A 23,323-nucleotide genomic window follows, 5' to 3' on the forward strand; every position below is an offset into this window, starting at 1 on the left:
ATATCCAGCACCTAAGATCTCCATGAATTATAACAAACTTCATAAATTTCGAGTATATATGAGCATGCTGACATATAAACAAGCATACTTTGGTATTAGATAGCTTGATTCGTAACACGATAGGATATGCCGTTTAAATCAAAATTATCCGAAAATATCACATTTGAGGAATCTGAAAAATCTCTTTAGTATTATATTATGTCCACTTAAACCCAGCATCTTTTCCTTTTTCACCCATCAAAAACAGTATATTCACCTAGTACATAGGTAGCCCATAAGTATGAAGAATTACCCTGCCATTATTAGAGTTATCCAAGAAAGATTTGATGAAAGCATTGTTAGACACTTCACGTGAATAGTTAATGCTTAAAATAAAAGGGGAGGTCATTTTAGAAAATGAAGAAGACGTTATTCATGCCCATTTTGTGTTTTGTGTTAGTTATGCTGGCTGCATGCGGATCAGATAATGCCAGTGGGGAAAGTGACGGTGATGGCAATCTGCTTGAGAAATTGAAAGAAAAGGGCACCGTAACAGTTGGTTTTGCCAATGAAAAGCCGTACGCTTACCAGGATGATAGCGGCGAATTAAAAGGTGCCGCAGTGGATATTGCTACTGCAGTTTTCAAAGAACTGGGTGTAGACAATGTGGAAGGACAGCTTGCCGACTATAGTCAATTAATTCCCGGGTTAAACGCTGGAAAATTTGAAGTAATTACAGCTGGGATGGCCATCACTCCGGAACGTTGCGAAAACGCCGACTTTGGTGAACCGGAAATGATGTATGGGGAAGGACTAATCGTGCAAAAAGGCAACCCGCTGGACCTGCACAGCTATAAGGATTTGGCTGATAAGGATGCAACCGTATCCATTATGTCCGGTGCCACCGAAAATGACTTTGTAACCAAGGAAGGGGTTGACAAGAAGCAAATTCAAAGTGCACCGGATATTCCTGCAACTTTTTCTGCAGTTGAATCCGGGCGCGCCGATGCAACAACCGGTACCGAAATGACGATCAAAATGGCTTTTGAATCATCTGACAGTAATAAACTGGAATTCGTTGAGGACTTCGAGCAGCCTGAGGATATAGAAGGGGTACCGAGCTATGGTGCCGCAGCCTTCAAAAAAGGCAACGACAAACTACGCGAAGCCTATAATGAGAAACTGGCAGAACTAAAGGACAGCGGAAAAGTCGCTGAACTTTTGGAGAAAAACGGGTTCAGCGGCGAGACGAATAGTGCTCCCGATGATATTACCGCAGAAAGTGTTTGCAGCGGTGAAAATTACTAGAAATTGATAGTGTTTTAGCAACTCCATAGGGTCTGATCTCCCTCACCCGGGGGTCCGACCCTATTTCATTAAAGGAGTGATTACGATTAGTACAATAAGTCACGTTTTCCCGATTCTGATGAAAGGCGTTGAAGTTACTGTAACTGTTCTTCTCGCCTCCATTGTGATAGGGTATTTAGTAGCTTTCATTGCCGGATTTTGCCGGCTTTCCAATAATATAATACTGAGGAAATTTACCGGTTTTTACGTAGAGGTATTTCGCGGGACATCCCTCATTGTTCAACTGTTTTGGTTTTACTATGCCTTGCCAATGTTGTTTAACTTTGATATTGGCAGTAACTATTGGGCAGGGGTGCTAGCCATTTCCTTAAACTATGGTGCTTATCTATCGGAAATCGTTCGCGGTTCCATTGTATCCGTTGCTAAGGGACAAACCGAAGCTGCCACCGCATTAAATATGTCTTCCTTTCAGCGCATGCGACTGGTTGTTTTCCCACAGGCAGTGCGGATGATGTTGCCTGAGTTTGGCAATTATCTCATCCTCATGCTTAAATCAACCTCCCTTGTTTCATTAATTGGTATGACGGATATTTTGTACCAGGGGGACATACTGCGCAGTGCAAACCTGTCACAGGCACCAACCATTTATTTATTAGTATTGGTATTCTACTTCATTCTAGCCCTTCCATTAATTTGGCTTACAAAGAAAATGGAAAAGGTATCAAAGAAAGGGGTGGCTAGTCAATGACTGATAACGGCTGGAGCTGGGAGACATTCTTTGATTCATTTCCAATTGTATTGCAAGGGCTTGGCATCACACTGGGTTTAACCATTGCCTGTTATTTATTTGCCTTAATCTTTGGGTTCTTCTGGACATTTGCCAAGCGTATTCCGATAAAAGCGATTAGATGGGTGTTATCATGGATCATGGAGTTTATCCGGTCAACCCCACCACTGGTTCAGCTATTTTTCCTTTATTATGCATGGCCAATGGTACCAGGAATCGGTGTAACGTTGGATCCATTTACAAGCGCAGTACTCGGCCTTGGGATACACTATAGTACATATATCGGTGAAGTGTATCGCTCCGGAATCGACAGTGTTGGCGTTGGACAATGGGAAGCATCTCGGGCATTGAACTTTTCCACCAAACAAAAGTGGACAAAAATCATTCTGCCCCAAGCGATACCGCCAACCATTCCAATGCTGGGAAACTATTTAATTATCATGTTCAAAGAGGTACCACTGGCCTCAACAGTTGGTGTATCAGGAATCCTGTTTATGGCCAATGAATTTGGTTCACAGCATTGGAAGTATCTTGAACCCATCACAATTGTTGCCATTTTATTCCTGGTATTAAGTTATCCGTCCGCACTACTGATTAATAAACTGGAGAAAAAAATGAACCGGCGTTTCGATAAAAAAGCGGTAAATACGAAAGTTCAGGAAAACAAAGGAGCTGTTTCTTAAAATGACGGAACCAATTGTCATGTATAAAGACGTGCATAAATCATTTGGTGATGTAAAGGTATTGCGGGGAATTGATTTAGACATCAAACCAGGTGAAAAAATCGCGGTTATTGGCCCGAGCGGATCAGGCAAAACCACCATTATCCGCTTGTTGATGACCTTGGAAGAGCCAACCTCGGGAGATATTATTGTCGATGGTAAAAATTTATGGCAGATGAAAAAAGGCAACAAGCTTGTCCCCGCCAACGAAAAACATTTACGGGAAATACGCGGAAACATTGGCATGGTCTTTCAGCATTTTAATTTATTTCCCCACATGTCTATTTTGGAAAATTGTATGACAGCGCCCATTCATGTCCAAAAGGAAAATAAGGAACAAGCCAAAAAGCGCTCGATGGAAATGCTGGAAAAGGTCGGATTGGGAGATAAATTGGATAATTATCCAAGCCAGCTTTCCGGTGGGCAGAAACAGCGGGTAGCCATGGCCCGTGCATTGGTGATGCGTCCGAAAATCATGCTGTTTGACGAGGTGACCTCAGCACTTGACCCGGAACTTGTCGGCGAAGTGCTTGAGGTGATCCGTGATATCGCCAAGGAAGGGGAAATGGCAATGGTGCTCGTTACCCACGAAATGGAATTTGCCCGTGATGTGGCGGATCGTATCTTATTCCTGGATAATGGGGTAATTGCCGAACAAGGACCGCCCATGGATGTACTGGAAAATACAACGAATGAGCGGCTGCAAAGCTTTTTGCACCGGTTTAGGCACTAATATACTCGGAAAAGTATCTCCGCCACGACGGTTTGGCGGGGATATTTTGTGATTGAACCTTATTTCAAACCATGGTATAAGTGTATAGGAAGCAGAGATATCTTTGCTTTTTATTTTGGGACAAGTACCTATCTGAGACCACTAAAAAAAGAAGTAGTCTCGCTTGCCCTAGTGTATATAATGAGAGGATATGAATTTGATATGATAGATAATTTTTGGCGCGATTTACCAAGGCCGTTTTTTGTACTGGCACCGATGGAAGATGTGACCAATGTTGTTTTTCGCCATGTGGTGAGTGAAGCAGCCAGACCTGATGTGTTTTTTACAGAGTTTACAAACACGGAAAGTTATTGTCACCCAGAGGGAAAGCTTAGTGTGCGTGGGCGATTGGCTTTTACAGAAGATGAACAACCTATTGTGGCGCATATATGGGGGGACAAGCCAGAATACTTTCGGCAAATGAGCATTGGAATGGCGAAACAAGGGTTTAAGGGGGTCGACATCAATATGGGCTGCCCTGCACCGAATGTGGCACCAAAAGGGAAAGGATGCGGTCTAATCCGTCGTCCAGAAGTTGCAGCGGATATCATACAAGCAGCAAAAGCAGGCGGCTTGCCCGTTAGTGTGAAAACAAGACTTGGTTACACGGAAGTTGGTGAATGGCACGACTGGTTAACACACGTATTGAAGCAGGATATCGTTAATCTTTCCATTCATCTGCGTACGAAAAAAGAAATGAGTAAGGTAGATGCTCATTGGGAACTGATTCCGGAGATTAAGAAACTTCGTGATCAAGTGGCACCAGATACACTTTTGACAATCAATGGAGATATTCCTGATCGGCAAACTGGTTTGAAGCTTGCTCAGCAATATGGTGTTGATGGGATTATGATTGGACGTGGTGTTTTTAAAAATCCATTTGCCTTTGAAAAGCAGCCAAAAGATCATAGTAGTAAAGAATTGCTTGATCTCCTAAGACTGCAGCTAGATCTCCATGATAAATATTCCAAAGCATTCGAGCCACATTCATTCAAACCTCTTCGTCGATTTTTCAAGATATATGTCCGCGGGTTTCGAGGGGCGAGTGAATTAAGAAATCAATTGATGAAAACAGAGTCAACAGGTGAAGTGCGTGCAATGCTTGATAACTTTGAGTGAACGCATGTTTGTGGTACAAGGGTGCAGGTGGCAGCTGAAAACGATTATCTGTAACTCCTAAACACAAAGTTTTGCTTTTTAATAATTGAATCCAATGATATATCATCGGTTTCAGAAGTTATATCAGCGATTTACATTTTCAGTAATCTCGGGGGACGGTACAAGCGAAGTAGGACGAGCTAAAGAAATCCCAGTCCCCCACTCAGATACGATTCAGATGAGTATCTTGAAACTTTGTCGGATATTTCAATCCATAACCAAGCATTCGATCCATCCCGATATGGGCTACCCAAATTAAGCTAATCATTAACAAAGTTTGGCTATGTGTCAACAAACTATAAATGATTATTGTCATCGGAATACTATAGGTGTGAAATAGGTTATAAAATATCGAGCCAATCTTATTGTTTTTCAAATACCCAAGTGCCGATAGATCTGGTGAGAGCAATAAAATGACAAACATAATCCAACTAAATTGCAGATAAAAGTAAACATAAATGCTCAATGCCAGAACCAACAGCCCTTCTATTCGTAACACCATTGCTATTTTCATTTTGCATTCTCCTTATTTTAATTGAACATTGGTTAATTAATGGGCAAAAAAATTTATTACAGCCCCTTTATCAAAAACTCGACATGTGACTCTGCCAACCGTTTCACATCTTCATATGTTTCTTCTGGATGCCCGCAATAATGCGCAACAAATCCGTGCAAGGAAAGAAATAATGACCAGACGATCGTCGGTGTCACCTTATTCCCGCATAACGTATGAAGTGCAGACGCAAACTTTTCATATGTCAGATTCGGTTCTTGTTGAAGGTGACTTTGCCGGTCATCATCCTGAATGAGAAACATGATCCGATAATGGTTCGGATGCTTGACCCCGAATTCAATATACCCCAGCAAAATCTTTTTCATTTTACTTCCCGCATCCGTATCCTCTTTCAGGATTTCGTCCAATTTCTCATTAAGCAACCCGAAATCCTTTTCCACTAGTTTGTAAAACAATTCCGCCTTATTCTTGAAATGATAATACAACGCACCGTGACTGTATCCGAGCGCTTTCGCAATTTGCCTCATCGTAACGTGTTGATATCCTTGTGCCACAAACAAATCACGTGCGGTCTCCAGTATCACTTCCCTTGTTAACTCTTGATCCACTGCTTTTCGTGCTGCCAAAAAGATCAGCTCCAATTTATTAATTGACCATTGTTTAATTAATAATATAGCCCTGTTATCATTGGTTGTCAACCCTATAAAAATAGTATCAAATTTCGTTTAAATCATTTGCAAGAAGATTGATCTAAACGTTCGTCAATGTGGTTTACGAATAAATCCGGTTAAATATTCCCGTTATTTTGACATATTGTTAAAATACTATTTCTATTTGATTTACAGTGTGTTGGTTTTTATGAATACGCTTACATGATAAACTAAAAAAATAGTCCATATCGATTATGATGATTCAACTACGGGAGGGGCCGATTATTAATGAATACATCCGATACTCAATTACAAAAAGGGCTTAAAAAACGTCACATGACCATGATTGCCATTGCGGGAGTTATTGGGGCGGGATTGTTTGTAGGAAGTGGTGCTGTTATACATACTGCCGGGCCAGGGGCAATCCTTTCTTATGCTTTTGCAGGAATGTTGGTTATTTTTACGATGCGAATGTTGGGGGAAATGGCAGCAGTAAATCCAACAAGTGGATCTTTTGCACATTATGCCTATGAAGCAATCGGACCTTGGGCTGGATTTTTGATTGGATGGTTGTATTGGTTTTTTTGGGTAATTGCGATAGCACTTGAAGCAACAGCTGGAGCTGCCATTATTCAATATTGGTATAGTGGCGTTCCGTTATGGCTAATGAGCTTGATATTAACCGTATTATTAACATTAACCAATATTGTATCGGTTAAGTCATTTGGTGAATTTGAATATTGGTTTTCCTTAATTAAAGTGGTTAGTATTATTTTGTTTTTAGTGGTTGGCATTTCAATTATTTTTGGAATAACACCAACCTTTGATCCGATTGGTTTGACGAATTTAATCGGGCAGGGAGGTTTTATGCCAAACGGATTTGCGGCAGTATTAATGGGTGTTGTCATCGTTATTTTTTCTTTTATGGGTACGGAAATTGTTGCGATTGCAGCTGGTGAATCAGCTGAACCGAAGAAAGCCATTACACAGGCGACCAATTCTGTTACCTGGCGCATTCTCATATTTTATGTAGGTTCCATTGCAGTAGTTGTGACACTTCTACCTTGGAGCTCGTCTGACATTTTGCAAAGCCCATATGTTGCCGTACTTGATTATATTGGAATTCCCGCAGCTGCTGTCATTATGAATTTTATCGTTTTAACCGCTGTATTATCTTGTCTGAATTCTGCATTATATGCCACATCACGTATGTTGTATTCCCTTGCAGAAAAAGGGGAAGCACCAAAACGTTTCTTAAAAGTAAACAAAAAAGGTGCACCTGTTCAAGCGATTTTAGCTGGTACCTTTTTTTCTTATATAGCGGTCATCATGAACTATGTTTCTCCAGATAAAGTATTTATGTTTTTAGTAAATTCCTGTAGCGCGATTACATTGATTTTATATCTAACGATTGCCTTTTCGCATTTAAGAACGAGAAGGAAAGTCGAAAAGGAAAATCCGGAAGCACTTGTCATTAAAATGTGGTTATTTCCTTATTTAACGTACTTTACGATCGTTGCCATTTCGGCTTTGTTAGTCGCCATGTTCTTCATCGAATCGATGCGGGTGCAAATTATATTTACATTAGTGCTTACCATTATTGTTCTGCTTTTCTATTTCTTCACACAAAGGAGGAAAACAAAAGAGGCAAACAAGGATGGATTGGTATCCATTCATGAGGATGTAAAAGATTACTATACATGAAGAATTGGAGGCAGGATTTCATAACATGCTGGCAAACATTAATTCCCAATTTAACGTACTTTACAATCGTTGCCATTGTTTCGTGATAATAAAATCGTTTCATTTATAATAAAATTGTTTAAAAACTACTGTTGTTGCTTTGATATAAAGTTCGATGGAATTACCTTACTAGCTCGATTAAGGCAATTCAATAAACGGGCCAAATTACATGAATCACTATTCACCATCCAATCATTACCAATCAACACCGAAATCCTACCGTTTGGGATTTATTAATATTTTGGATATCCAAAGAATAGTATAATAATTAGTAGTTGCGCAAGCGCTTACCAGATGTTCACATAATTTTAAACACTATATAGCGGTTAAAGCTAAGGCGAATGTTGGTTATGGTGGTGCCTTACTATCGGGAAAAGGGGACTGGGTTCCTCGTCCTTTTTAAAAAAATTAGGAGGAGAAATATGAGTCAGGATAATGTATTTTTAACAGAGGAAAAATTAGCAAGCTATCCACAGAAGCCACATGGTGGTAAATTAGTTGACAGGGTACTTAGAGGAAAAGAACGAAAAGAGGAATTGGAGCGGGCAAAGCAGCTGCCGATGATTATGGTGGATTTAGAGGCTGTTATTACGCTTGAGATGATTGCAACAGGTGTACTATCACCGAATGAAGGATTTATGAATGAGGCGGATTATAAGTCCGTTCTGACAGAAGGACGTTTAACAAATGGTGTTGTTTGGCCCGTGCCTTTAAGTTTCGCGCCAGTTGGTGATCGAAACAAGCAAATAATTGCGGGGTTGTCTGTTGGAGATGAAGTTGCATTAGCAGATGAAACAAAAGAGCCGGTTGCTGTTTTGAAGTTAGAGGATATTTTCCATTATGATCGCGATTTCCGTGCAGAGCATGTTTTTGGAACTAAGGATCGCGCCCACCCCGGTGTTGACGCAATTTATCGTAGGATGGGGGACACGGCTTTAGCTGGACCGATTACTTTAGTCCGCCGGGTTCACTGGGGGCCATTTGAAAGTATACGAATGGAACCAAAAGACACATGGAAACTTTTTTATGAAGACAAAAAAATGAATTCGGTTGGTGGGTTCATCACGGGTGCAAACCCTCTACACCGCGGCCATGAATACATTCACCGTAATGCACTGGAAGAAATGGATGGAATTTTTGTTCAAGCTCTAGTGGAAATGGCAAAGCGTGAATATACAAGACATGAGTTCCGCATGTTATCATATCGTGCAGTGTTGGAGGAATATTATCCCAAGGAAAGAACTATGTTTGCACCACTGCGAGTGACATATATTTTCGCTGGTCCACGTGAAGCAGTTCTACATGCCTTGATTATGAAAAATTATGGCTGTACTCATGCATTAATTGGTCGTGACCATGCCGGTATTGGCGATTATTATGACAAATATGCAAGCCACACTATCTTTGATGAATTTACCCCCGATGAATTGGGGATAGATGTTCGCCTGTTCCATGAGGTATTTTATTGTACCCGTTGTGATAATCCGGCAACAGACCAAACATGTCCGCATGATGAGCGTTATCGTATCAATATTTCCGGAACTGGAATTCGTGAATTATTACGCTATGGTGTATTACCACCGAAAGAAATCGTTCGTCCAGAGTCTTCACGCATTGCAATGCAAGGTGTTCAGCCAAAAGGAGTGGATGAGAATGGTCTGGCAATCAATCCAGTTGGAAATACCATTAAGAAGATTTTCCCTTATTACCTTGAAAATACTCGTCTTGGCGGAACCAAGCGTAGAAAGCCACTGGAGGGGGAGCAGTTGACCATAGAGGATTTGGAAGCTGTTATCACCGATGTTCGTGATAATGCGGATCGAGTGTATAAAGATATTTTTGACGAATTTAGCTATGTAACTGATAATTTACGTCACGTCCAGCCAGAATGGGTTGCAGAAGCCCGCGAATCTATCCGCCACCAGCAAAAGATGGTTGTGGAAAATCTGGAAGAGAAGGTAGATAAGGCATTGGAGAAAGCTTCAGATGATTTTATGTATCAGGATAAATCTGAGGCAGAGAAAGAGCTGGAGGTTGCTAAACAAATCTTGGACGATATTCCTGCTGCGTTGCGTAAAGAAGAGCTGGAGTTTCGCACCTGGAATCCGCTGCCTTATAAGCGATATCGTAGTTAAGATGATATTAAATAGATTAAGAATGAAAATAGAAAGAACCTTTGAAGTATTGAATTTCAGGAAAACAAAAGAGGTAAACAATGAAGGATTGGTATCCATTTAGGTTGCAGAACATTTCCATTCGAGAAAAGGGCACTATCCCGAAGTAGTGATAAAAGTCCAATTTCTTAATTTTAATTGAGAAATTGGACTTTCTATATTTGTTACATCCTATTGTTTTGTATCTATTTAATTCTCTATTAACACCTTTATGCCTCTTACAAAATTTAAAATTAAATAGTAAACCCCAATCGCAGTAAAAACACAAATGATGATAAGCATTGTCGTTTGGTTTCCGACATTTATATTTAATACCAACGCCCCTATACCAATGAAAAGAGAAAGATAAGGAACCAAGTGTGTCCATAATGACTTTCCCGCATGGTGTCTCACATTCCCTGATGCCAAAATATATATAATGATCGGGAATAAAAATGGTGCAAAAAAGACACTAAAATAACATAAAGATGACAAAAGCTTATCCGCCTTCATACGATTCACCTCTTCTTATGATGAGATTAAAATGACTATGCCTTAGGAATCGCTATCGTCCTCCAACAACTGCTGGAGATCTTTTGGTATGTCATCACTTTCTACCTCTTCATAGGTAATGACCTCGCCTTTCTTGTAATAAATCCGTAAATAGGCATCATCTTTTAACTGATGATTACTCGTGAACTCGAGATTTTTGCCTTCACCATCTTCATTAAAGCCTTCCAATTCATATTTGTACCTGGAATTACCTTGTTCCGTATATTTTTCACCTTCATCTTGGATTTTCACATAATATTTATCCGAACCGATTGTTTGCATTTGTTGTGGACTGCATGTGGTCAGTAAAGCTAAAATGAGGCCCATGCATACGATAGGGAGTTGTTTCATTACGAACCCATCCTTTCCTGATTGTTGAAAAATACTAGATCGTAAACCAGAAATTGTGAGCCAGCTAATCAAAGGACTGATAGCGTGCGTCATAATCGTTCTTTTCCTAGTTCTGATCTCTTGATCCAACGATAATTCCATTATAAAGGGAAAATACGCACGCGAACATCGATTTTCCTTTCAATGCTCGTGGAAAACCTTACAATTTTGTTATGTTTTAAATTGCAGTTTATGTAAAACATCCGTGATGAAAACCGCTTTCAAAATAACTATACATCTAAAAATTTGAATCAGCACCAAATCTATGATTGAAATGAATGAATAAAAATGTAATGCTAGACTAGCTATCGCCTATATCAAAATTACATCTAATCTGTCAATCATAGATTTTGATTAAGAGCCATCATTTGAGGTGAAAAAAATGATCAGACCTAATCAAAAGAAAGGATTATTTCTTGTTATAACAGGAGCCACCTTTTGGGGTATCGGTGGTACTGTTTCACAAAAACTCTTTCAGCAGTATGCCATCGATGTCAATTGGCTCGTAACAATTCGCTTGCTCATCGCCGGTTTTTTACTTTTAGCCGTGCAGTGGGTTAGAAAAGACTATTCTGAGGTACTTGCTGTTTGGAAAAATAGGAAAACAGCCGTACAACTAATTATTTATGGAATAATTGGTATGCTTGGTGCTCAATACACATATATGGCATCGATTAATCACGGTAATGCTGCTGTTGCAACGTTATTACAATATCTCGCTCCCGTGATGATTATTATTTATTTAGTCATACGCAAACAGACTGTTTTAACACGCAACGATTTGTTGGCGGTAACGCTTGCTTTAATTGGCTGCTTTTTCCTATTAACAAATGGATACATATCACAGTTATCAGTGCCAGTCATTGCCATTATTTGGGGTGTTTTATCTGGACTAGCATTAGCCTTTTATACGTTATACGCTGTTCCTCTCCTTGCGCGATACGATACGCTTGTTATTGTAGGTTGGGCTATGATTATCGGCGGCTTGGCATTAAGCTTTATCCATCCTCCTTGGCAACTGGACTTTACAAATTTAACGTTGGAAATTTATTTATATCTCTTTTTTGTAATCATTTTCGGTACGATGATCGCATTTTGGTTCTATATTGAAAGTTTACAGCACCTTTCACCTAAACAAACAAGTCTTTTGGGCAGCCTGGAGCCTCTATCCGCTGTTTTAACAACAGTCATTTGGTTAAACGAGCCTTTTGGAATTTTCCAATGGATTGGTACAGCTTGTATTATTGGGATGACTTTATTAGTGGCATTAAATAAAGATTCTTAAAAAAGGTCAGCCAAAGCTACTGGCTGACCTTCCCTATTTTCCTCAAACGATTAGTTATTAAAAACCTCCATTGGAGACAACCCTACAAAATCAACAGTTATTCTGCTTCCTTTAGATTCACATGATCAACTGTTTGATCACTGCCAACGACAAAGTGAAGCTCATAATCACCCGTCTTATAAACATAGTCCATTTCATTTGTGTCGGGAACAGCAAGAATCGTATCAGCCTTGCCGATTTGTTCGCTTAATACGGCAGGTGTGATGCCTCCCAGGTTTTGTTGTCTTTCAACACCTGTACCAAAGTATCGTATTTCAGATACGGTATTGTCTTCGTTATAAGCGAATCCATATCCAGGATTCCCCATTTCCCAGTGGTACAAATCAAATTGACCGTCAACCTCCTGAGGATTGCCTAACTTTTCATGAATGTCCTCTTTTGTGCTTTCATTGATTCGAAATGCGTGATCCTCTCCAGGCATTTCACCGATAAAAGCATGATCGTAAATGTTATTTAAAGTTCCTGCTGCCTCCTGGTTGGTAATAGAAGAATGGATACCTGAAACTGAAGACGCAGGAACATTCGCATTGGAATCAGCAGCAGAAACAGATGATATCCCTGCTCCAGATATTGTAAGGACCAAAGCAACCGCACCTATTAACAAACCTTTTTTCGCATTCATATTATCTCTCCCCTCCAAAATCAATTTGTATTTAATCATTTTCCCTTCCATTTATTACTTAAAACATCGAAAATATAGAATTGTCCCACCCCTTTACCCAGGCTAACTAGGAAGAAAACACGGATAATTACATCTATTTTCCTTGCAATTTTGTCATGTTCTGCCGGTTTGGCTTTTAAGTGACTTTACATAATTAGCATTTGACTTGTAACGATCGGGCAGTTTTCCATATGTTGCTATTCTCCATATAAACTCCATGGGGCCGATCTTAAAATATTGAAACCAAATGGTGCTGTATATCATTTGGATAATCAAAATGACGATGGCAATGTTCATTAATGTCGTTTGATGCACGTCACCTGTTAAATGAAACAGATGACTCGCTAATAAAATCAAAGCAGTTTGAACAAGGTAGTTCGTTAAAGCCATTCTTCCCACATACTTTAAGGGTGCCAATAACTTTTGAATCATATTGTGACGGAGCAAGAGTGTTAACGACGTCACAAAGAATGCACTGACAAACGGGGCCGAGATGGAACTAGCTTGCTCCGATTTTCCGGTTTGTTCAGATAAGATATATTGAATATAAATAACCACAGGCAAAAGACAAAGGGAAGCAATTTGTACCCAACGAAATCCTTTTTGATAGGCCGTAATCCTCTCAAAAACCTTCCACTGCCCCATACATAAGCCAAGCAAGAACATCGGCAAGATCATAAAATAGCTTCCTCCGAGAAATACAGCAGGAACCATGAGTATTACAGCGGTTATAAAATTAGTGATTGGTTTTAATCGATAAAAAGGAATGAGAATGAATCCGAATATCGCATAGGGTAACAAAGCTTCTCCTGGCTGAAAATATTGATGAATCAACCCGAAAATCAATAGTGCGATCAGCCGCCTTATAAAAAGGATCTTACTTCGATCACCACGATTGACGGCTCGCGTAATGAAAATATAAAAACCAATCCCAAATAAAAAAGAAAAAATCATAAAGAACCGTTCTGATATTACATACTCCAAAATTTTACCCCAGATAAGGTTTGTATGAATGGAGGAGGGAAGTATAATCGGCCCAACATTCGCGAATATAATCCCCAATAATGCAAATCCACGCAAGAAATCCAAGGTATCAATCCGTTGTTTCATGTTAAAAATCCCCTCTCTTTACTTATCGGTGAACCTATAAAATGTCTAAACAAAACAGAAGCTAGAAGTGTACGATTTGATAGATCCAAAGGCGACTGTATCTCATCATCGTTTTGATTTCTGATCTAACTATAATTCCAATATGACAGGAAAACAGGAAAATAAATATCGATTTTCCTAACAATTCTGTCGTAAAACCTTACAATTTTGTCATTGTAAATAAAGTCTTTTACCTTTGGATGTGTAGAAGCCGCATTTTGGGCAAATAAAAGAATCCGTTTTTTGGAAAGGTTGACCAAAAACGGATTCTTTTATTGTGAACGAGTATAGGTTTTTCAAAAGGGTTGATTATTTTCTACCCTTGATATCTATTCTTTATGCCTTCTCTGAGTTTAGGTAATTTAAATAACAAGGTAACCGTTAATAATATAATGGCAGCTAAAGATCCCAAAAACTTATATTCAAAATTAATTAGGTCGAACCATAGCATACTCACTGGAAACATTATAATGAGCATTAACCCCCCCTTACCCTTACTAAACAATATAGTCCAATGCCGACACACTTTTTTTCGGTAAAGGGACAAGAGTGGGGTACCGTTACTTAATATCCCGCTGCCTCTGTATACAACTAATTTAACCCCACCACATCAAACAAACAAATATCAACCATGAGGATACGCAAAAACCTATAATTCCAAAGACAATAATATAAATAAAACTATACCTATTATCAAATCTCATTATGTATGCTAACAATGGAACGGCTATGTATATTAAAACACTAATAACCGTAAAAATGGTTAAGCTGGATATTAGTATCGCACTATTTCCGTTAACCGAAATTTGCTCATCTACAAAATAAGCCAAAGATTACCCATATATTCCCAGCACAGTAGCAATTAGCATTTATATCCAAATAATAAAATGCCTCTTTTTCAAAACTTGAATCCCCTTTTTATTCTACATATAAATGAATTGGGTTATTCGGCTAAACCGCCGCCATTGATAGAAGATTCTATACTCAAACAACCTTACTTCCTTGCGTCACTAATCTACAATGTTCTTTTTCCATTTTGCATAAGTGTAAAATAATTGAACCACATAAATTCCCAACAACATAAGCATTGTAAGTAATTTTCTCCAGGACTCGATAGATAAAAAACACCAAATTGATGCTGTAACCAACAAGACAAATGGGCATAGCCACAATGTTCTAATGAATTTCCTTCTGTTTGAAAGGCTCCAATAATATAATTCAAATCCCTTATCCGTTTTTTTGTCCTTGTTATTATTAAAGCTTAAAAAAGTAATAAAGAATACAATAATAAACGCTATTAATGATTGCAAAAACTTCCATGACAATAAAAAGATGCCTAAGCCCACGACAAGGGCATTAAAACCACTTATTATAAATTTCTTTAATCGTCTGTCTTCCATTTGAAAAATCCTTTCAGTAGAAAACTTTCCAGTGCAAAGGTCGTTGTTATGAGCATTAATAGCTCCGAGTTCATTTCTAAAATGGTCCGAAAATGTTAATTAGGGCGCTTTTTTCTTCTGGTAAAATTCTGATTGTAAACACTTTATTCCAATTTATTTTTTATCATTCTCTAAGTCATCAACCCTTTTTTAAAGTTCTGCAATTTGTCTTTTACTCACCTCAACTTCTCCTCCCTTTTTAAACACGCACTTTAATGGACCATCTTTTAAAAGCATTATGCGCAATCAGCTGATAACCATCATGATAATCACAATAAACAAAAGAATTAAGTAGATTTTTGAAAAGAGTTTGTCAGATAATTTTTGAGCCCAGGACCTTCCAATAGGTACACCAATAAAGCCTCCGATTGTAAACCCAATAAGCGCGGGTAAGTATATAAACCCTACAGTTGACGAAGGCATTACATCTATCTGCATACCCGTAATTAAATATGTAAAAGCTCCCACAATAGCAACTGGCAGACCTAATGGAGTAGCTAAAGCCACAGCGTGTATCATACGCATACCTCTGTTTCTAAGGTAAGGAATTGTCATTGTGCTTCCGCCAATACCTAACAAAGTTGAGAGAAAGCCAATGCCTATCCCAATAAAAGATGCTGAACTTTGTTTAGGCAGACGAAATGAATGTTCTTCCATTTCTACTGTGAACGATTTCTTGAATATGTTCGCAATCAAAACGTAAACTAATAGACCAATAAATGCAAACCTAAGGAAATCACTTTTAATGTAGACCGCAAGTACTCCGCCTATTAAAGAACCTATTGCAATATATCCTACTAATATTTTAAAGACTGACCATGTTACATTGCCTTTTTTGGCGTGATTATAAGTTGAATTAAATGAATTTATAATCATAACTGCTAATGATGTTCCTATAGCAGTATGCATTAAGTATTCGCCAGGAATAGAATCCGGCAAAAAAGCAAATAAGATAGGAACTACAACAAATCCACCCCCGAATCCAAACATGCTTGATAGAACGCCAATAATAATACCAATTAATGAATACATTAAAAATGAAAAACCCACTAAAAATCATCTCTCGCTTTATTAATATTAATGAAGGACTGTTCTTAGGTCCCCTTTTTAAAAGTTACAGTTAATCTGGGCGACTCTTAAAGTGGACCTCATTACTCTTCTCTTTTTTGTTGTCGAATGCTGGTTCCAATATAGCCAGTAGTAGTGCGACTATTAACTTTGTTTCCAAAGAAAGAGTAATACTTTTCATAAATGCATCAACTGTAACAATGACGAGCCAGTTTGACACAAATGCAAAAAGAACTTGTATCAAAAATGCTTTTATATTCCCTCTTGTATTTTTGATGGAAAGTTTCGCTATAGCATCAAAAAATAGGTCAGCCAAAAACCCTAAAATAAAAAAACTGACAACAAAAATAATCAATGACCAAATAGAATAATAGCGAACTCCAAGTAATTCAAAAACTCCTGCAAAACCAAAAAGGAAAATACCTAAAACAAAACCGATTACCGATATCATAAAAAATGTGAATCCGATAACGGTTGCTGCTTTTTCTGTGACATTCATATTTTTAAATGAATTATCGTTATGTTTAACCATTTATCAACAATCTATAGCTATTTACTTTCCGAATTCATACGTCATCTTCAAAAACTCAAAACGACTGCCATTTGTATCCTGCATGAAAGTCATAACGGATTCAAAGCCTGCTTTTTTGTAGACCTTTATGGCTCTCTCATTAAAAGTGGCAACCGAAAGCGTTATTGCTTTGGGGTTATATTTGGATATTGCATAATTTAGTCCAGCTTTAAGAAAATCTATACCCATACCCCTTCCAGTCAATTCGGGTTTCATTCCCAACCCAATATCAACGGAATCGCCTTCATTTTCAAAACAAAAGAACCCCCTTTCTTCATTGCCCTTTTCGACTATGTAATATTTATCCCCACGTTCTCGAGGATTCAACAATTCAGCTAGATCCCCCTCATCAGCCTCAAAATCATAAAAAGAATATTTCCCATCATAGTGCCAGTTCGAAGCAATGTTTTCTGCTTGCTCTTGTGACATTTTGTTAAAAGTATAACCCATGATAGCTCCTCCGATCAAAAATAGAAAACTAGTATCCGTATCTAAGTTAAGCGACCGATTAGGGGTTTCATGGTATTTTGCATCGAGACCCCTCTATATTAAGTTTAACATACGTTGCACTAACGCTAATGATATCTTTCGGGATGTTAGTGGCGTTTATTATGTCTGACAAAAACCATAAAAAATAATCCCTCATATGCGTTTTGACCAGCGCTGAGGGATTATTTTTCCTAAAGCTGCCTTGCCCTTCTTGATAGGGTTCGGTCTCGGTCGCTCCATGTATCAGCATGGGCGGTCTTTATTAGTGTATGCACTTATAAACTTTCTATGTTAATTAGACCACGAAATCAATGTTTGTACACATTTTCGTGCTCATCTGTTATTCTAATCACGTTGTTAATGATCAAATTTTTTCAATGGTTTCTTTGAGTCTTCTTAGGTTTGTGTATTTTCGATCAAGTCTTTAGTATACAAGAAAAGAACATTCTTTTTATTAGCATAACATGCAATTATTAAGAAAAGTGCCTTCCGAAGCTAATGTACTAGAAAATATTAATCTAAGAAAGCAAAGGTTTATCGAGAATACACAACCCATATGAGGGTCATAGAGGGCATTTTAATAGATGGATATAAAGCTCAAACGAATTGATAATAAGCTTTTAGGGGTTATGTTTGAAATTAAAAATCTCATCAAAAAAAAAGAAGGAAGGAATCAACACCTTTATTCATCCCTTATATTATTTTGGTCTGGCAGTTACCGAGGTAACAACATATGCCTTATTTGACTACCGTTTTTGTTCAGGCTATTTAATTTCGGCAACCCCGGTCCCCGACTCCGTTAGCAGTCCCCTTTATTTTTAAGGAGTAGCCAAATTAGAATTGGAAGTCACCATCTTTCATTAGCAGGGCTTCAGTACCACCTTCTTTAATACCCACTACTTTCATATCTTCGGTTCCAAAGGTCACATTGACTAACAGGATTGAAGTATTAAGGCCTGCTTCCTTCAACTCTTCCTCAGATAGGTTGCTGCCATTTTGAAGGTTAGAAGGGGAGGCGTTCCCGATTCCAATATGGCAGGCCGTATTTTCATCAAACAAGGTGTTGTAAAAGAGCGTATCTGCCTGAGCAAGAGGAGAATTGTTAGGGACCAAGGCAATTTCACCTAAATAACATGAACCTTCATCTGTTTCGATAAGACTTTGTAATGCTTCTTGTCCAGTGGCGGCATAATAGTCAGTAATCCGTCCATCTTTAAAGGTTAGGTAAAAATCATCGATGACGCATCCCCCATAGATAAGCGGTTTAGTGGCTACTAATTTGCCATTTACCTCATTTTTATGGGGGGCGGAAAATATTTCCTCTGTGGGAATGTTCGGAAAGAACGGTATTCCCTTTTTATCTATAACACCCCCGCAGATAAAGAAGTGATTTTTAGGCATACCGACTAATAAATCAGTTCCTCGGCTATTTGTAAAATGCAAGGCTTTAAACTGGCTGTCGTTTAGAAACTTTTTCCTGGACTCGAAGGCTCTGTCATGATTTTCCCAGTCTTTTATAGGATTTTTTCCATCTGCCCGAGCTCCATGTAAGATTAATTGCCATAATGATTGCAGAGCTTCTTCTTTACTTAAGTGAGGAAATACTTTAGTTGCCCATGCGAAGTACGGGACAGCTAGAAGACACCAGCGTACCTCGTGGGATCTAATCTTTGCGTAATGAGCCTTCAACTTGGTGCGAGAGGCCTTTTGGAAGCGGCTCATCCGTTTTGTGGAAACATCCTTAAAGACGTCTAAGTTTTCAGAAATAATATGGATATAAGCAGCACCCGCATCATCCCACTCCTTAAACCGAGCATCCTGCCAGTTAGGAAAATGTTCGATGGCATCATCCGCTGCATTTAAATAAAATTCTTTGGTAGACTGTTCATCTGTCCAATCCATAACCACATTTGAAGCCCCTGCCTCATAGGCTGCCGTTTGGATTAGACGTGCAAACGTTACATTTTTTATGTCACTATGAATAATCACTAATTGATTCTTTTGCACATTTACACCAGCTCGTACAGCAAGCTCTGCATACTTTTTCAACTGTTCTTCGCTAACAAGCTCATATATCCCTTTAATCATCACACACTCAGCTCCTACCTTTTTATTCCTTTATAAATAGAAAAAATTCAATTAACTAAGCTAATTCCAAAGTAACAGCACAAGGCTTTAATTATTTATTAAATTTAAAAAAGAACTATGCGTACCTTTTGACAAACCAAGAGGGGCGGGATGCGGCGAATGTGTCAACTCCTTAATTCCCGTTCGGGTCAGATCACTATCTCTGCGATTACCTTGACGCGTACCAGGTTTTCATTTTCTACAGTAGTCCTGGACTTTACCGAAAATGAAAAAAGAACCCTTTCACTACGGAAAAAGTTCTGCCCAATCTAAACACAATCTGCGACAATCGCGCCCGTATCTGGAATTGGCTAAACGCCCACTGTGTCAGCATTCTAATAGTTCCGTTGTTCAATCTACCCCTTGCTTTGTATCCCATATACCTTTCTGTTTACGTATATGGACGATTTGCCCAATGTGATATGTATTGTGAAGGGTAAGATGAGCCAGTTCTAATGCCCAATCATTGATTTTCTGATCGTCGCTTTTTTCCAACGACGTTCTCCATCCAGACATGATCTCATTGATTAATTTTACGGTGGACTCCCATGTTTGTTCATCAATATTTTTAAACGTTGAACTGTTACTTTCGGGACCATCAGAATTGGGGATGCTATTAAAGCGATTTAAATATCGTTGATTGTAAAAAGCTAAATGATTGACGATTCCCCATATCGAATTCACTGCTTGTCCGTCTCTACAGGATGCTTGTTCAGCTGTAAGGCCCTTTATTGCATTGTTAAGTGACACGAACCAAGTGTTTTGATCATAACAAGCCGTTAACTGTTGCAAAAAAACATTTTTCATATCCATAACGATCTTTCCCTCCTGGTTACTTTCTTAAGCTACATATTTCTATTCAAATAACCGAGATCTACTTGGCATTTCATCCAGGCTGCGTATAGCATTTTTAATCCTCTCTAATTGTCGAGCAGATATATCAGGTTCAAGCAAGGTAAATGCAATGTACTCATATATCCCTCTTAAATCTGAATCTGCTTGTTCCGTCAAAAATATTTTAAAATTCATATATTTTAATCTCTACGGATATCTGAAAAGGTACTCTCAACTGATTTTATGTTACCCTGTGTAAAATCCGCATATCCTTTTTCCAACTCAACGTTTAAGTCTTTTTCTGTTAAATCAAAGGCTCCCATAGGCTTATAGACTGGAAGTTTAACATCAAAAGGGATTCCCCTTTGCATAACAACCTGTTTCAAAAATATATTCACAGCGTTCGATACTGGAATACCCAATTGTCCCAAAACTTCCTCCGCCTGTTCCTTAAGCCCCGGTTCTCCTTACAAATAATATTAGGGTGTTGTGTGCACAAAAGCAATACATTGTATATAATTATTATAAATTTGGCCCTAATCCCTAATGTTAGGTAATGGATATTAATGGTAAATCCACCAGTTAGGTACACTTTATATTCCCTTTATCAGTGAAAAAAGGCTGTGAACATATAGCCACGTTCACAGCCTTTTTTTTCATTCAACCAAATCCTCACCAATAATTTTAACCTCACGTTCCAATCGAACACCAAATTTCTCTTTGACGGTTCGTTGGACAAAATGGATGAGATCAATATAGTGCTGAGCCGATGCATGATCCTTATTAACAATAAAACCGGCATGCTTTAAGGATACCTGAGCTCCGCCAATTTGCTTGCCTTGTAGATTACTATCCTGAATTAGCTTGCCAGCAAAATATCCAGGCGGCCGCTTAAATACACTCCCGCACGATGGATATTCCAGTGGCTGTTTTGATTCCCGTTTAAACGTTAAATCGTCCATCACCGCTTTAATCTCGTCATAGTTACCTGCTTGCATCTTGAAGGTTGCTTCCAGAACAATATAACCATTATCCGGAATATTACTGGAGCGGTACTCCAAGTCCAATTCATCTGCTGATAATGTTAGAAGATCTCCATCGCGATTGACAACAATGGTGCTTTCCAATACATCCTTGATTTCACCGCCATATGCTCCGGCATTCATAAATAATGCTCCGCCAACAGATCCGGGAATCCCACAGGCAAATTCCAGCCCAGTCAGTGTTTTACCTAAAGCATATCGGGATACATCGATAATCCGGGCACCACTTTGGGCAACAATGGTAGTATCATTAGAAGTAATAGATGCCAGTTTTTGCAAATTAAGGACGATGCCGCGGATGCCCCCGTCCTTGACGATTAAATTAGACCCATTTCCAAGCATGGTAAACGGGAGATTCTGCTTATTTGCCAGCCTAACGATTTTCTGTACTTGTTCATATGTTTCCGGTGTGACATAAAAATCCGCTTTCCCGCCTAAACGGGTATACGTATGATTTTTTAAGTGTTCATCAACCATCACATTATCCGCTGGTGTAATCTTAATTAATTCCTCATACGTATGATGATCATTTACCACTTAAACCATTCCTTCTATAAAGTAATTACGATTAGTTAATGTTCGCTGTTACAAGCTACAAAGCGGACATTTGAATTGCTAATACTTGCTAATACTATTGTAAGTGATCGTACCTAATCCTGCCACAAAAATGAGTAAATCATTTGGTCAACTTGAGTATTTTCATGCAGCTCACTGTGACCCAGGTAGTCGTTGTCGATTATTTTCTCCGTCAGACGGCTTTGCGGGATCATTGTTTTCAGTTTCCCAACACTTTCCGGTACAGCCACCGGATCCCCAGTACTACTAATACTTAGAACGTTTATATAATCAGGAATAGCCACAGCATTTTTTCTCAACAATTGTAATGCCGCGGAATTCGGTTTTAGATCCGTTGTCGCCGCATCATGGTTAATTTGAAAATAATAGCGATTATAAATCCCATTAAATGGGCTGCCAATTGTAATCAGTTTATTTGTAACCGGATATCGGGAGGTTTCCTGATATTCTTCCAGATATTTCAATGAAACAATACCACCCATCGAATGTCCGACAAGATTTACCGAATGGATATGATATTTTAGTTTTAATTGTTTCATTACCTTTGAAAGCCATCTTGTGGTATCTTCAAAACTTGCCCGGTTATTTTCGAAAACAACCTGCACTAAAATCGGTCGTTTCTCCTCCTTATTAAGCGAATATGTTTTCACATGTCCTTGTCGTGTCACATAGCAAATAAGTGCTTTATTTCCCCAATCATTTCGCTCAAACCGGTTCAACATCCCGCCAAAAGAATTCGCCGTTCCCTTATAACCATGAACAAATACTGTTACAGGAGGAAGTCCATGCTGGGAATTTGCACGGTGCGGAATGTACGTACCAATCGCTGCAATGAAAACAATCAAAACAGCCGATACAATATATATGATGTGTTTCTTTTTCAATTGCTCCTACTCTCCTGACAATAGTTCAATTTCATCTTTTTATTGTACCATCTTCAGCCAGATTTTTGTCGTTATAAATCGAATTTTTCATGACAAAATATAGCGTTTTGAATAGGAAGCAATCGTTTAATGGCTTCCAATTGAAATATTGGTAACCGTTATGTCCACTAGGTTATCATTGTAATAAAGTGAAACTTCATTCAGTAGGGGGTTTCCTTTCCCGCCACTGATCTAGAGGAACAAAGGCTGAATTCGCAACGTCCTGTTGCAACGCCTTTGTGACCTGTCTCCTGCAGGCTCGAACGGAATCAGGAATTTACGGGCTGTTTATCCCCCGCCTTTTAAGTTTTTGGTTACTCTCACTTATAGAGGCGGGGGTATTACAGCCCGTTAATGCGTGATAAATCAA

General features: G+C 38.7%; 23 protein-coding genes and 1 pseudogene. 8 read left to right on the top strand and 16 right to left on the bottom strand.

Annotation, left to right across the window (positions count from 1 at the left end):
• The first annotated feature begins 396 nt into the window (after positions 1–396).
• The 5 genes from ehuB to ABRT01_RS03115 all read left to right on the top strand — a co-directional run bounded on the left by ehuB (position 397) and on the right by ABRT01_RS03115 (position 4,687).
• Positions 397–1,287, top strand: a complete 891-nt coding sequence (gene ehuB, locus ABRT01_RS03095; RefSeq protein WP_269411198.1) for an ectoine/hydroxyectoine ABC transporter substrate-binding protein EhuB — start codon at positions 397–399, stop codon at positions 1,285–1,287.
• 85 nt (positions 1,288–1,372) lie between these two features.
• Positions 1,373–2,035: an ectoine/hydroxyectoine ABC transporter permease subunit EhuC gene (gene ehuC / locus ABRT01_RS03100; RefSeq protein WP_269412445.1), complete on the top strand. Its 663-nt coding sequence runs from the start codon at positions 1,373–1,375 to the stop codon at positions 2,033–2,035.
• On the top strand, positions 2,032–2,757 hold the full coding sequence (gene ehuD / locus ABRT01_RS03105; protein ID WP_269411197.1) for an ectoine/hydroxyectoine ABC transporter permease subunit EhuD: 726 nt from the start codon (positions 2,032–2,034) through the stop codon (positions 2,755–2,757). The genes ehuC and ehuD overlap by 4 nt, the downstream gene beginning before the upstream one ends.
• Position 2,758: 1 nt before the next feature.
• On the top strand, positions 2,759–3,529 hold the full coding sequence (gene ehuA, locus ABRT01_RS03110) for an ectoine/hydroxyectoine ABC transporter ATP-binding protein EhuA (protein WP_269411196.1): 771 nt from the start codon (positions 2,759–2,761) through the stop codon (positions 3,527–3,529).
• 201 nt (positions 3,530–3,730) lie between these two features.
• Positions 3,731–4,687, top strand: coding sequence for a tRNA dihydrouridine synthase (locus tag ABRT01_RS03115; RefSeq protein ID WP_269412444.1), 957 nt, complete (start codon positions 3,731–3,733; stop codon positions 4,685–4,687).
• A gap of 202 nt (positions 4,688–4,889) precedes the next feature.
• On the opposite strand, the gene ABRT01_RS03120 is transcribed toward ABRT01_RS03115, so the two are convergent.
• Positions 4,890–5,240: a DUF4260 domain-containing protein gene (locus ABRT01_RS03120; protein ID WP_269411195.1), complete on the bottom strand. Its 351-nt coding sequence runs from the start codon at positions 5,238–5,240 to the stop codon at positions 4,890–4,892.
• 56 nt (positions 5,241–5,296) lie between these two features.
• Positions 5,297–5,866: a TetR/AcrR family transcriptional regulator gene (locus ABRT01_RS03125; protein ID WP_269412443.1), complete on the bottom strand. Its 570-nt coding sequence runs from the start codon at positions 5,864–5,866 to the stop codon at positions 5,297–5,299.
• 312 nt (positions 5,867–6,178) lie between these two features.
• Between ABRT01_RS03125 and ABRT01_RS03130 the strand changes: the two genes are divergently transcribed.
• Both ABRT01_RS03130 and ABRT01_RS03135 read left to right on the top strand, forming a co-directional pair.
• On the top strand, positions 6,179–7,594 hold the full coding sequence (locus ABRT01_RS03130) for an amino acid permease (protein WP_367746301.1): 1,416 nt from the start codon (positions 6,179–6,181) through the stop codon (positions 7,592–7,594).
• A gap of 461 nt (positions 7,595–8,055) precedes the next feature.
• Positions 8,056–9,768, top strand: coding sequence for a sulfate adenylyltransferase (locus tag ABRT01_RS03135; protein WP_367746302.1), 1,713 nt, complete (start codon positions 8,056–8,058; stop codon positions 9,766–9,768).
• A gap of 228 nt (positions 9,769–9,996) precedes the next feature.
• Here the strand turns inward: ABRT01_RS03135 and ABRT01_RS03140 are convergent, their stop codons facing one another.
• Both ABRT01_RS03140 and ABRT01_RS03145 read right to left on the bottom strand, forming a co-directional pair.
• Positions 9,997–10,299: a DUF4870 domain-containing protein gene (locus ABRT01_RS03140; RefSeq protein ID WP_269411192.1), complete on the bottom strand. Its 303-nt coding sequence runs from the start codon at positions 10,297–10,299 to the stop codon at positions 9,997–9,999.
• Between the two features lie 42 nt (positions 10,300–10,341).
• Entirely contained in the window at positions 10,342–10,689 is a 348-nt protein-coding gene (locus tag ABRT01_RS03145; RefSeq protein ID WP_367746304.1) for a YxeA family protein, read from the bottom strand.
• 421 nt (positions 10,690–11,110) lie between these two features.
• On the opposite strand from ABRT01_RS03145, the gene ABRT01_RS03150 reads away from it, so the two are divergent.
• Positions 11,111–12,013, top strand: coding sequence for a DMT family transporter (locus tag ABRT01_RS03150; protein ID WP_367746350.1), 903 nt, complete (start codon positions 11,111–11,113; stop codon positions 12,011–12,013).
• Positions 12,014–12,110: 97 nt separating this feature from the next.
• On the opposite strand, the gene ABRT01_RS03155 is transcribed toward ABRT01_RS03150, so the two are convergent.
• The 12 genes and pseudogenes from ABRT01_RS03155 to ABRT01_RS03210 form a co-directional block, all read right to left on the bottom strand.
• Positions 12,111–12,695 (bottom strand): YjgB family protein, encoded by a 585-nt coding sequence (locus tag ABRT01_RS03155; RefSeq protein ID WP_367746305.1) that lies wholly within the window; start codon positions 12,693–12,695, stop codon positions 12,111–12,113.
• Positions 12,696–12,848: 153 nt separating this feature from the next.
• The gene (locus ABRT01_RS03160; RefSeq protein WP_269411189.1) at positions 12,849–13,844 is read right to left on the bottom strand and encodes a DUF418 domain-containing protein; all 996 of its coding nucleotides are present in this window, start codon (positions 13,842–13,844) and stop codon (positions 12,849–12,851) included.
• Positions 13,845–14,893: 1,049 nt separating this feature from the next.
• Entirely contained in the window at positions 14,894–15,283 is a 390-nt protein-coding gene (locus ABRT01_RS03165) for a hypothetical protein (protein ID WP_269411188.1), read from the bottom strand.
• A 285-nt stretch (positions 15,284–15,568) separates the two neighbouring features.
• Positions 15,569–16,372, bottom strand: coding sequence for a sulfite exporter TauE/SafE family protein (locus ABRT01_RS03170; RefSeq protein ID WP_367746307.1), 804 nt, complete (start codon positions 16,370–16,372; stop codon positions 15,569–15,571).
• A 70-nt stretch (positions 16,373–16,442) separates the two neighbouring features.
• Positions 16,443–16,922, bottom strand: coding sequence for a YrvL family regulatory protein (locus ABRT01_RS03175; protein ID WP_367746309.1), 480 nt, complete (start codon positions 16,920–16,922; stop codon positions 16,443–16,445).
• 21 nt (positions 16,923–16,943) lie between these two features.
• Complete coding sequence (locus ABRT01_RS03180) at positions 16,944–17,411, bottom strand: GNAT family N-acetyltransferase (protein WP_269411185.1); 468 nt, start codon at positions 17,409–17,411, stop codon at positions 16,944–16,946.
• An 873-nt stretch (positions 17,412–18,284) separates the two neighbouring features.
• Positions 18,285–19,538, bottom strand: coding sequence for an aminopeptidase (locus ABRT01_RS03185; RefSeq protein ID WP_269412441.1), 1,254 nt, complete (start codon positions 19,536–19,538; stop codon positions 18,285–18,287).
• Positions 19,539–19,928: 390 nt separating this feature from the next.
• Positions 19,929–20,390 (bottom strand): DinB family protein, encoded by a 462-nt coding sequence (locus tag ABRT01_RS03190; RefSeq protein ID WP_269411184.1) that lies wholly within the window; start codon positions 20,388–20,390, stop codon positions 19,929–19,931.
• 42 nt (positions 20,391–20,432) lie between these two features.
• Entirely contained in the window at positions 20,433–20,606 is a 174-nt protein-coding gene (locus tag ABRT01_RS03195) for a type II toxin-antitoxin system RelE/ParE family toxin (protein WP_367746311.1), read from the bottom strand.
• A 5-nt stretch (positions 20,607–20,611) separates the two neighbouring features.
• Positions 20,612–20,854, bottom strand: a pseudogene (locus ABRT01_RS03200) (type II toxin-antitoxin system RelB/DinJ family antitoxin); the annotation flags it as partial.
• 213 nt (positions 20,855–21,067) lie between these two features.
• Positions 21,068–21,931, bottom strand: a complete 864-nt coding sequence (murB, locus tag ABRT01_RS03205) for a UDP-N-acetylmuramate dehydrogenase (protein WP_439649447.1) — start codon at positions 21,929–21,931, stop codon at positions 21,068–21,070.
• Between the two features lie 173 nt (positions 21,932–22,104).
• A complete protein-coding gene (locus ABRT01_RS03210; protein ID WP_269411182.1) occupies positions 22,105–22,914 on the bottom strand; it encodes an alpha/beta fold hydrolase in 810 nt (269 codons plus the stop codon).
• Between the last annotated feature and the right edge of the window lie 409 nt (positions 22,915–23,323).

The organism is Lentibacillus sp. L22 (genome assembly GCF_040812445.1).
Lineage (GTDB): Bacteria > Bacillota > Bacilli > Bacillales > Amphibacillaceae > Lentibacillus_C > Lentibacillus_C daqui.

Excerpts from the sequence above, each read along its gene's own strand:
- ABRT01_RS03145 (WP_367746304.1), bottom strand. The coding sequence starts at position 10,689 with ATGAAACAACTCCCTATCGTATGCATGGGCCTCATTTTAGCTTTACTG.
- ABRT01_RS03155 (WP_367746305.1), bottom strand. The coding sequence starts at position 12,695 with ATGAATGCGAAAAAAGGTTTGTTAATAGGTGCGGTTGCTTTGGTCCTT.
- ABRT01_RS03160 (WP_269411189.1), bottom strand. The coding sequence starts at position 13,844 with ATGAAACAACGGATTGATACCTTGGATTTCTTGCGTGGATTTGCATTA.
- ABRT01_RS03115 (WP_269412444.1), top strand. The coding sequence starts at position 3,731 with ATGATAGATAATTTTTGGCGCGATTTACCAAGGCCGTTTTTTGTACTG.
- ABRT01_RS03140 (WP_269411192.1), bottom strand. The coding sequence starts at position 10,299 with ATGAAGGCGGATAAGCTTTTGTCATCTTTATGTTATTTTAGTGTCTTT.
- ABRT01_RS03130 (WP_367746301.1), top strand. The coding sequence starts at position 6,179 with ATGAATACATCCGATACTCAATTACAAAAAGGGCTTAAAAAACGTCAC.
- ABRT01_RS03185 (WP_269412441.1), bottom strand. The coding sequence starts at position 19,538 with ATGATTAAAGGGATATATGAGCTTGTTAGCGAAGAACAGTTGAAAAAG.
- ABRT01_RS03165 (WP_269411188.1), bottom strand. The coding sequence starts at position 15,283 with ATGGAAGACAGACGATTAAAGAAATTTATAATAAGTGGTTTTAATGCC.
- ABRT01_RS03180 (WP_269411185.1), bottom strand. The coding sequence starts at position 17,411 with ATGGGTTATACTTTTAACAAAATGTCACAAGAGCAAGCAGAAAACATT.
- ABRT01_RS03150 (WP_367746350.1), top strand. The coding sequence starts at position 11,111 with ATGATCAGACCTAATCAAAAGAAAGGATTATTTCTTGTTATAACAGGA.
- ehuD (WP_269411197.1), top strand. The coding sequence starts at position 2,032 with ATGACTGATAACGGCTGGAGCTGGGAGACATTCTTTGATTCATTTCCA.
- ABRT01_RS03120 (WP_269411195.1), bottom strand. The coding sequence starts at position 5,240 with ATGAAAATAGCAATGGTGTTACGAATAGAAGGGCTGTTGGTTCTGGCA.
- ABRT01_RS03195 (WP_367746311.1), bottom strand. The coding sequence starts at position 20,606 with ATGAATTTTAAAATATTTTTGACGGAACAAGCAGATTCAGATTTAAGA.
- ABRT01_RS03135 (WP_367746302.1), top strand. The coding sequence starts at position 8,056 with ATGAGTCAGGATAATGTATTTTTAACAGAGGAAAAATTAGCAAGCTAT.
- ABRT01_RS03190 (WP_269411184.1), bottom strand. The coding sequence starts at position 20,390 with ATGGATATGAAAAATGTTTTTTTGCAACAGTTAACGGCTTGTTATGAT.
- ABRT01_RS03175 (WP_367746309.1), bottom strand. The coding sequence starts at position 16,922 with ATGGTTAAACATAACGATAATTCATTTAAAAATATGAATGTCACAGAA.
- ehuA (WP_269411196.1), top strand. The coding sequence starts at position 2,759 with ATGACGGAACCAATTGTCATGTATAAAGACGTGCATAAATCATTTGGT.
- ehuB (WP_269411198.1), top strand. The coding sequence starts at position 397 with ATGAAGAAGACGTTATTCATGCCCATTTTGTGTTTTGTGTTAGTTATG.
- murB (WP_439649447.1), bottom strand. The coding sequence starts at position 21,931 with ATGGTTGATGAACACTTAAAAAATCATACGTATACCCGTTTAGGCGGG.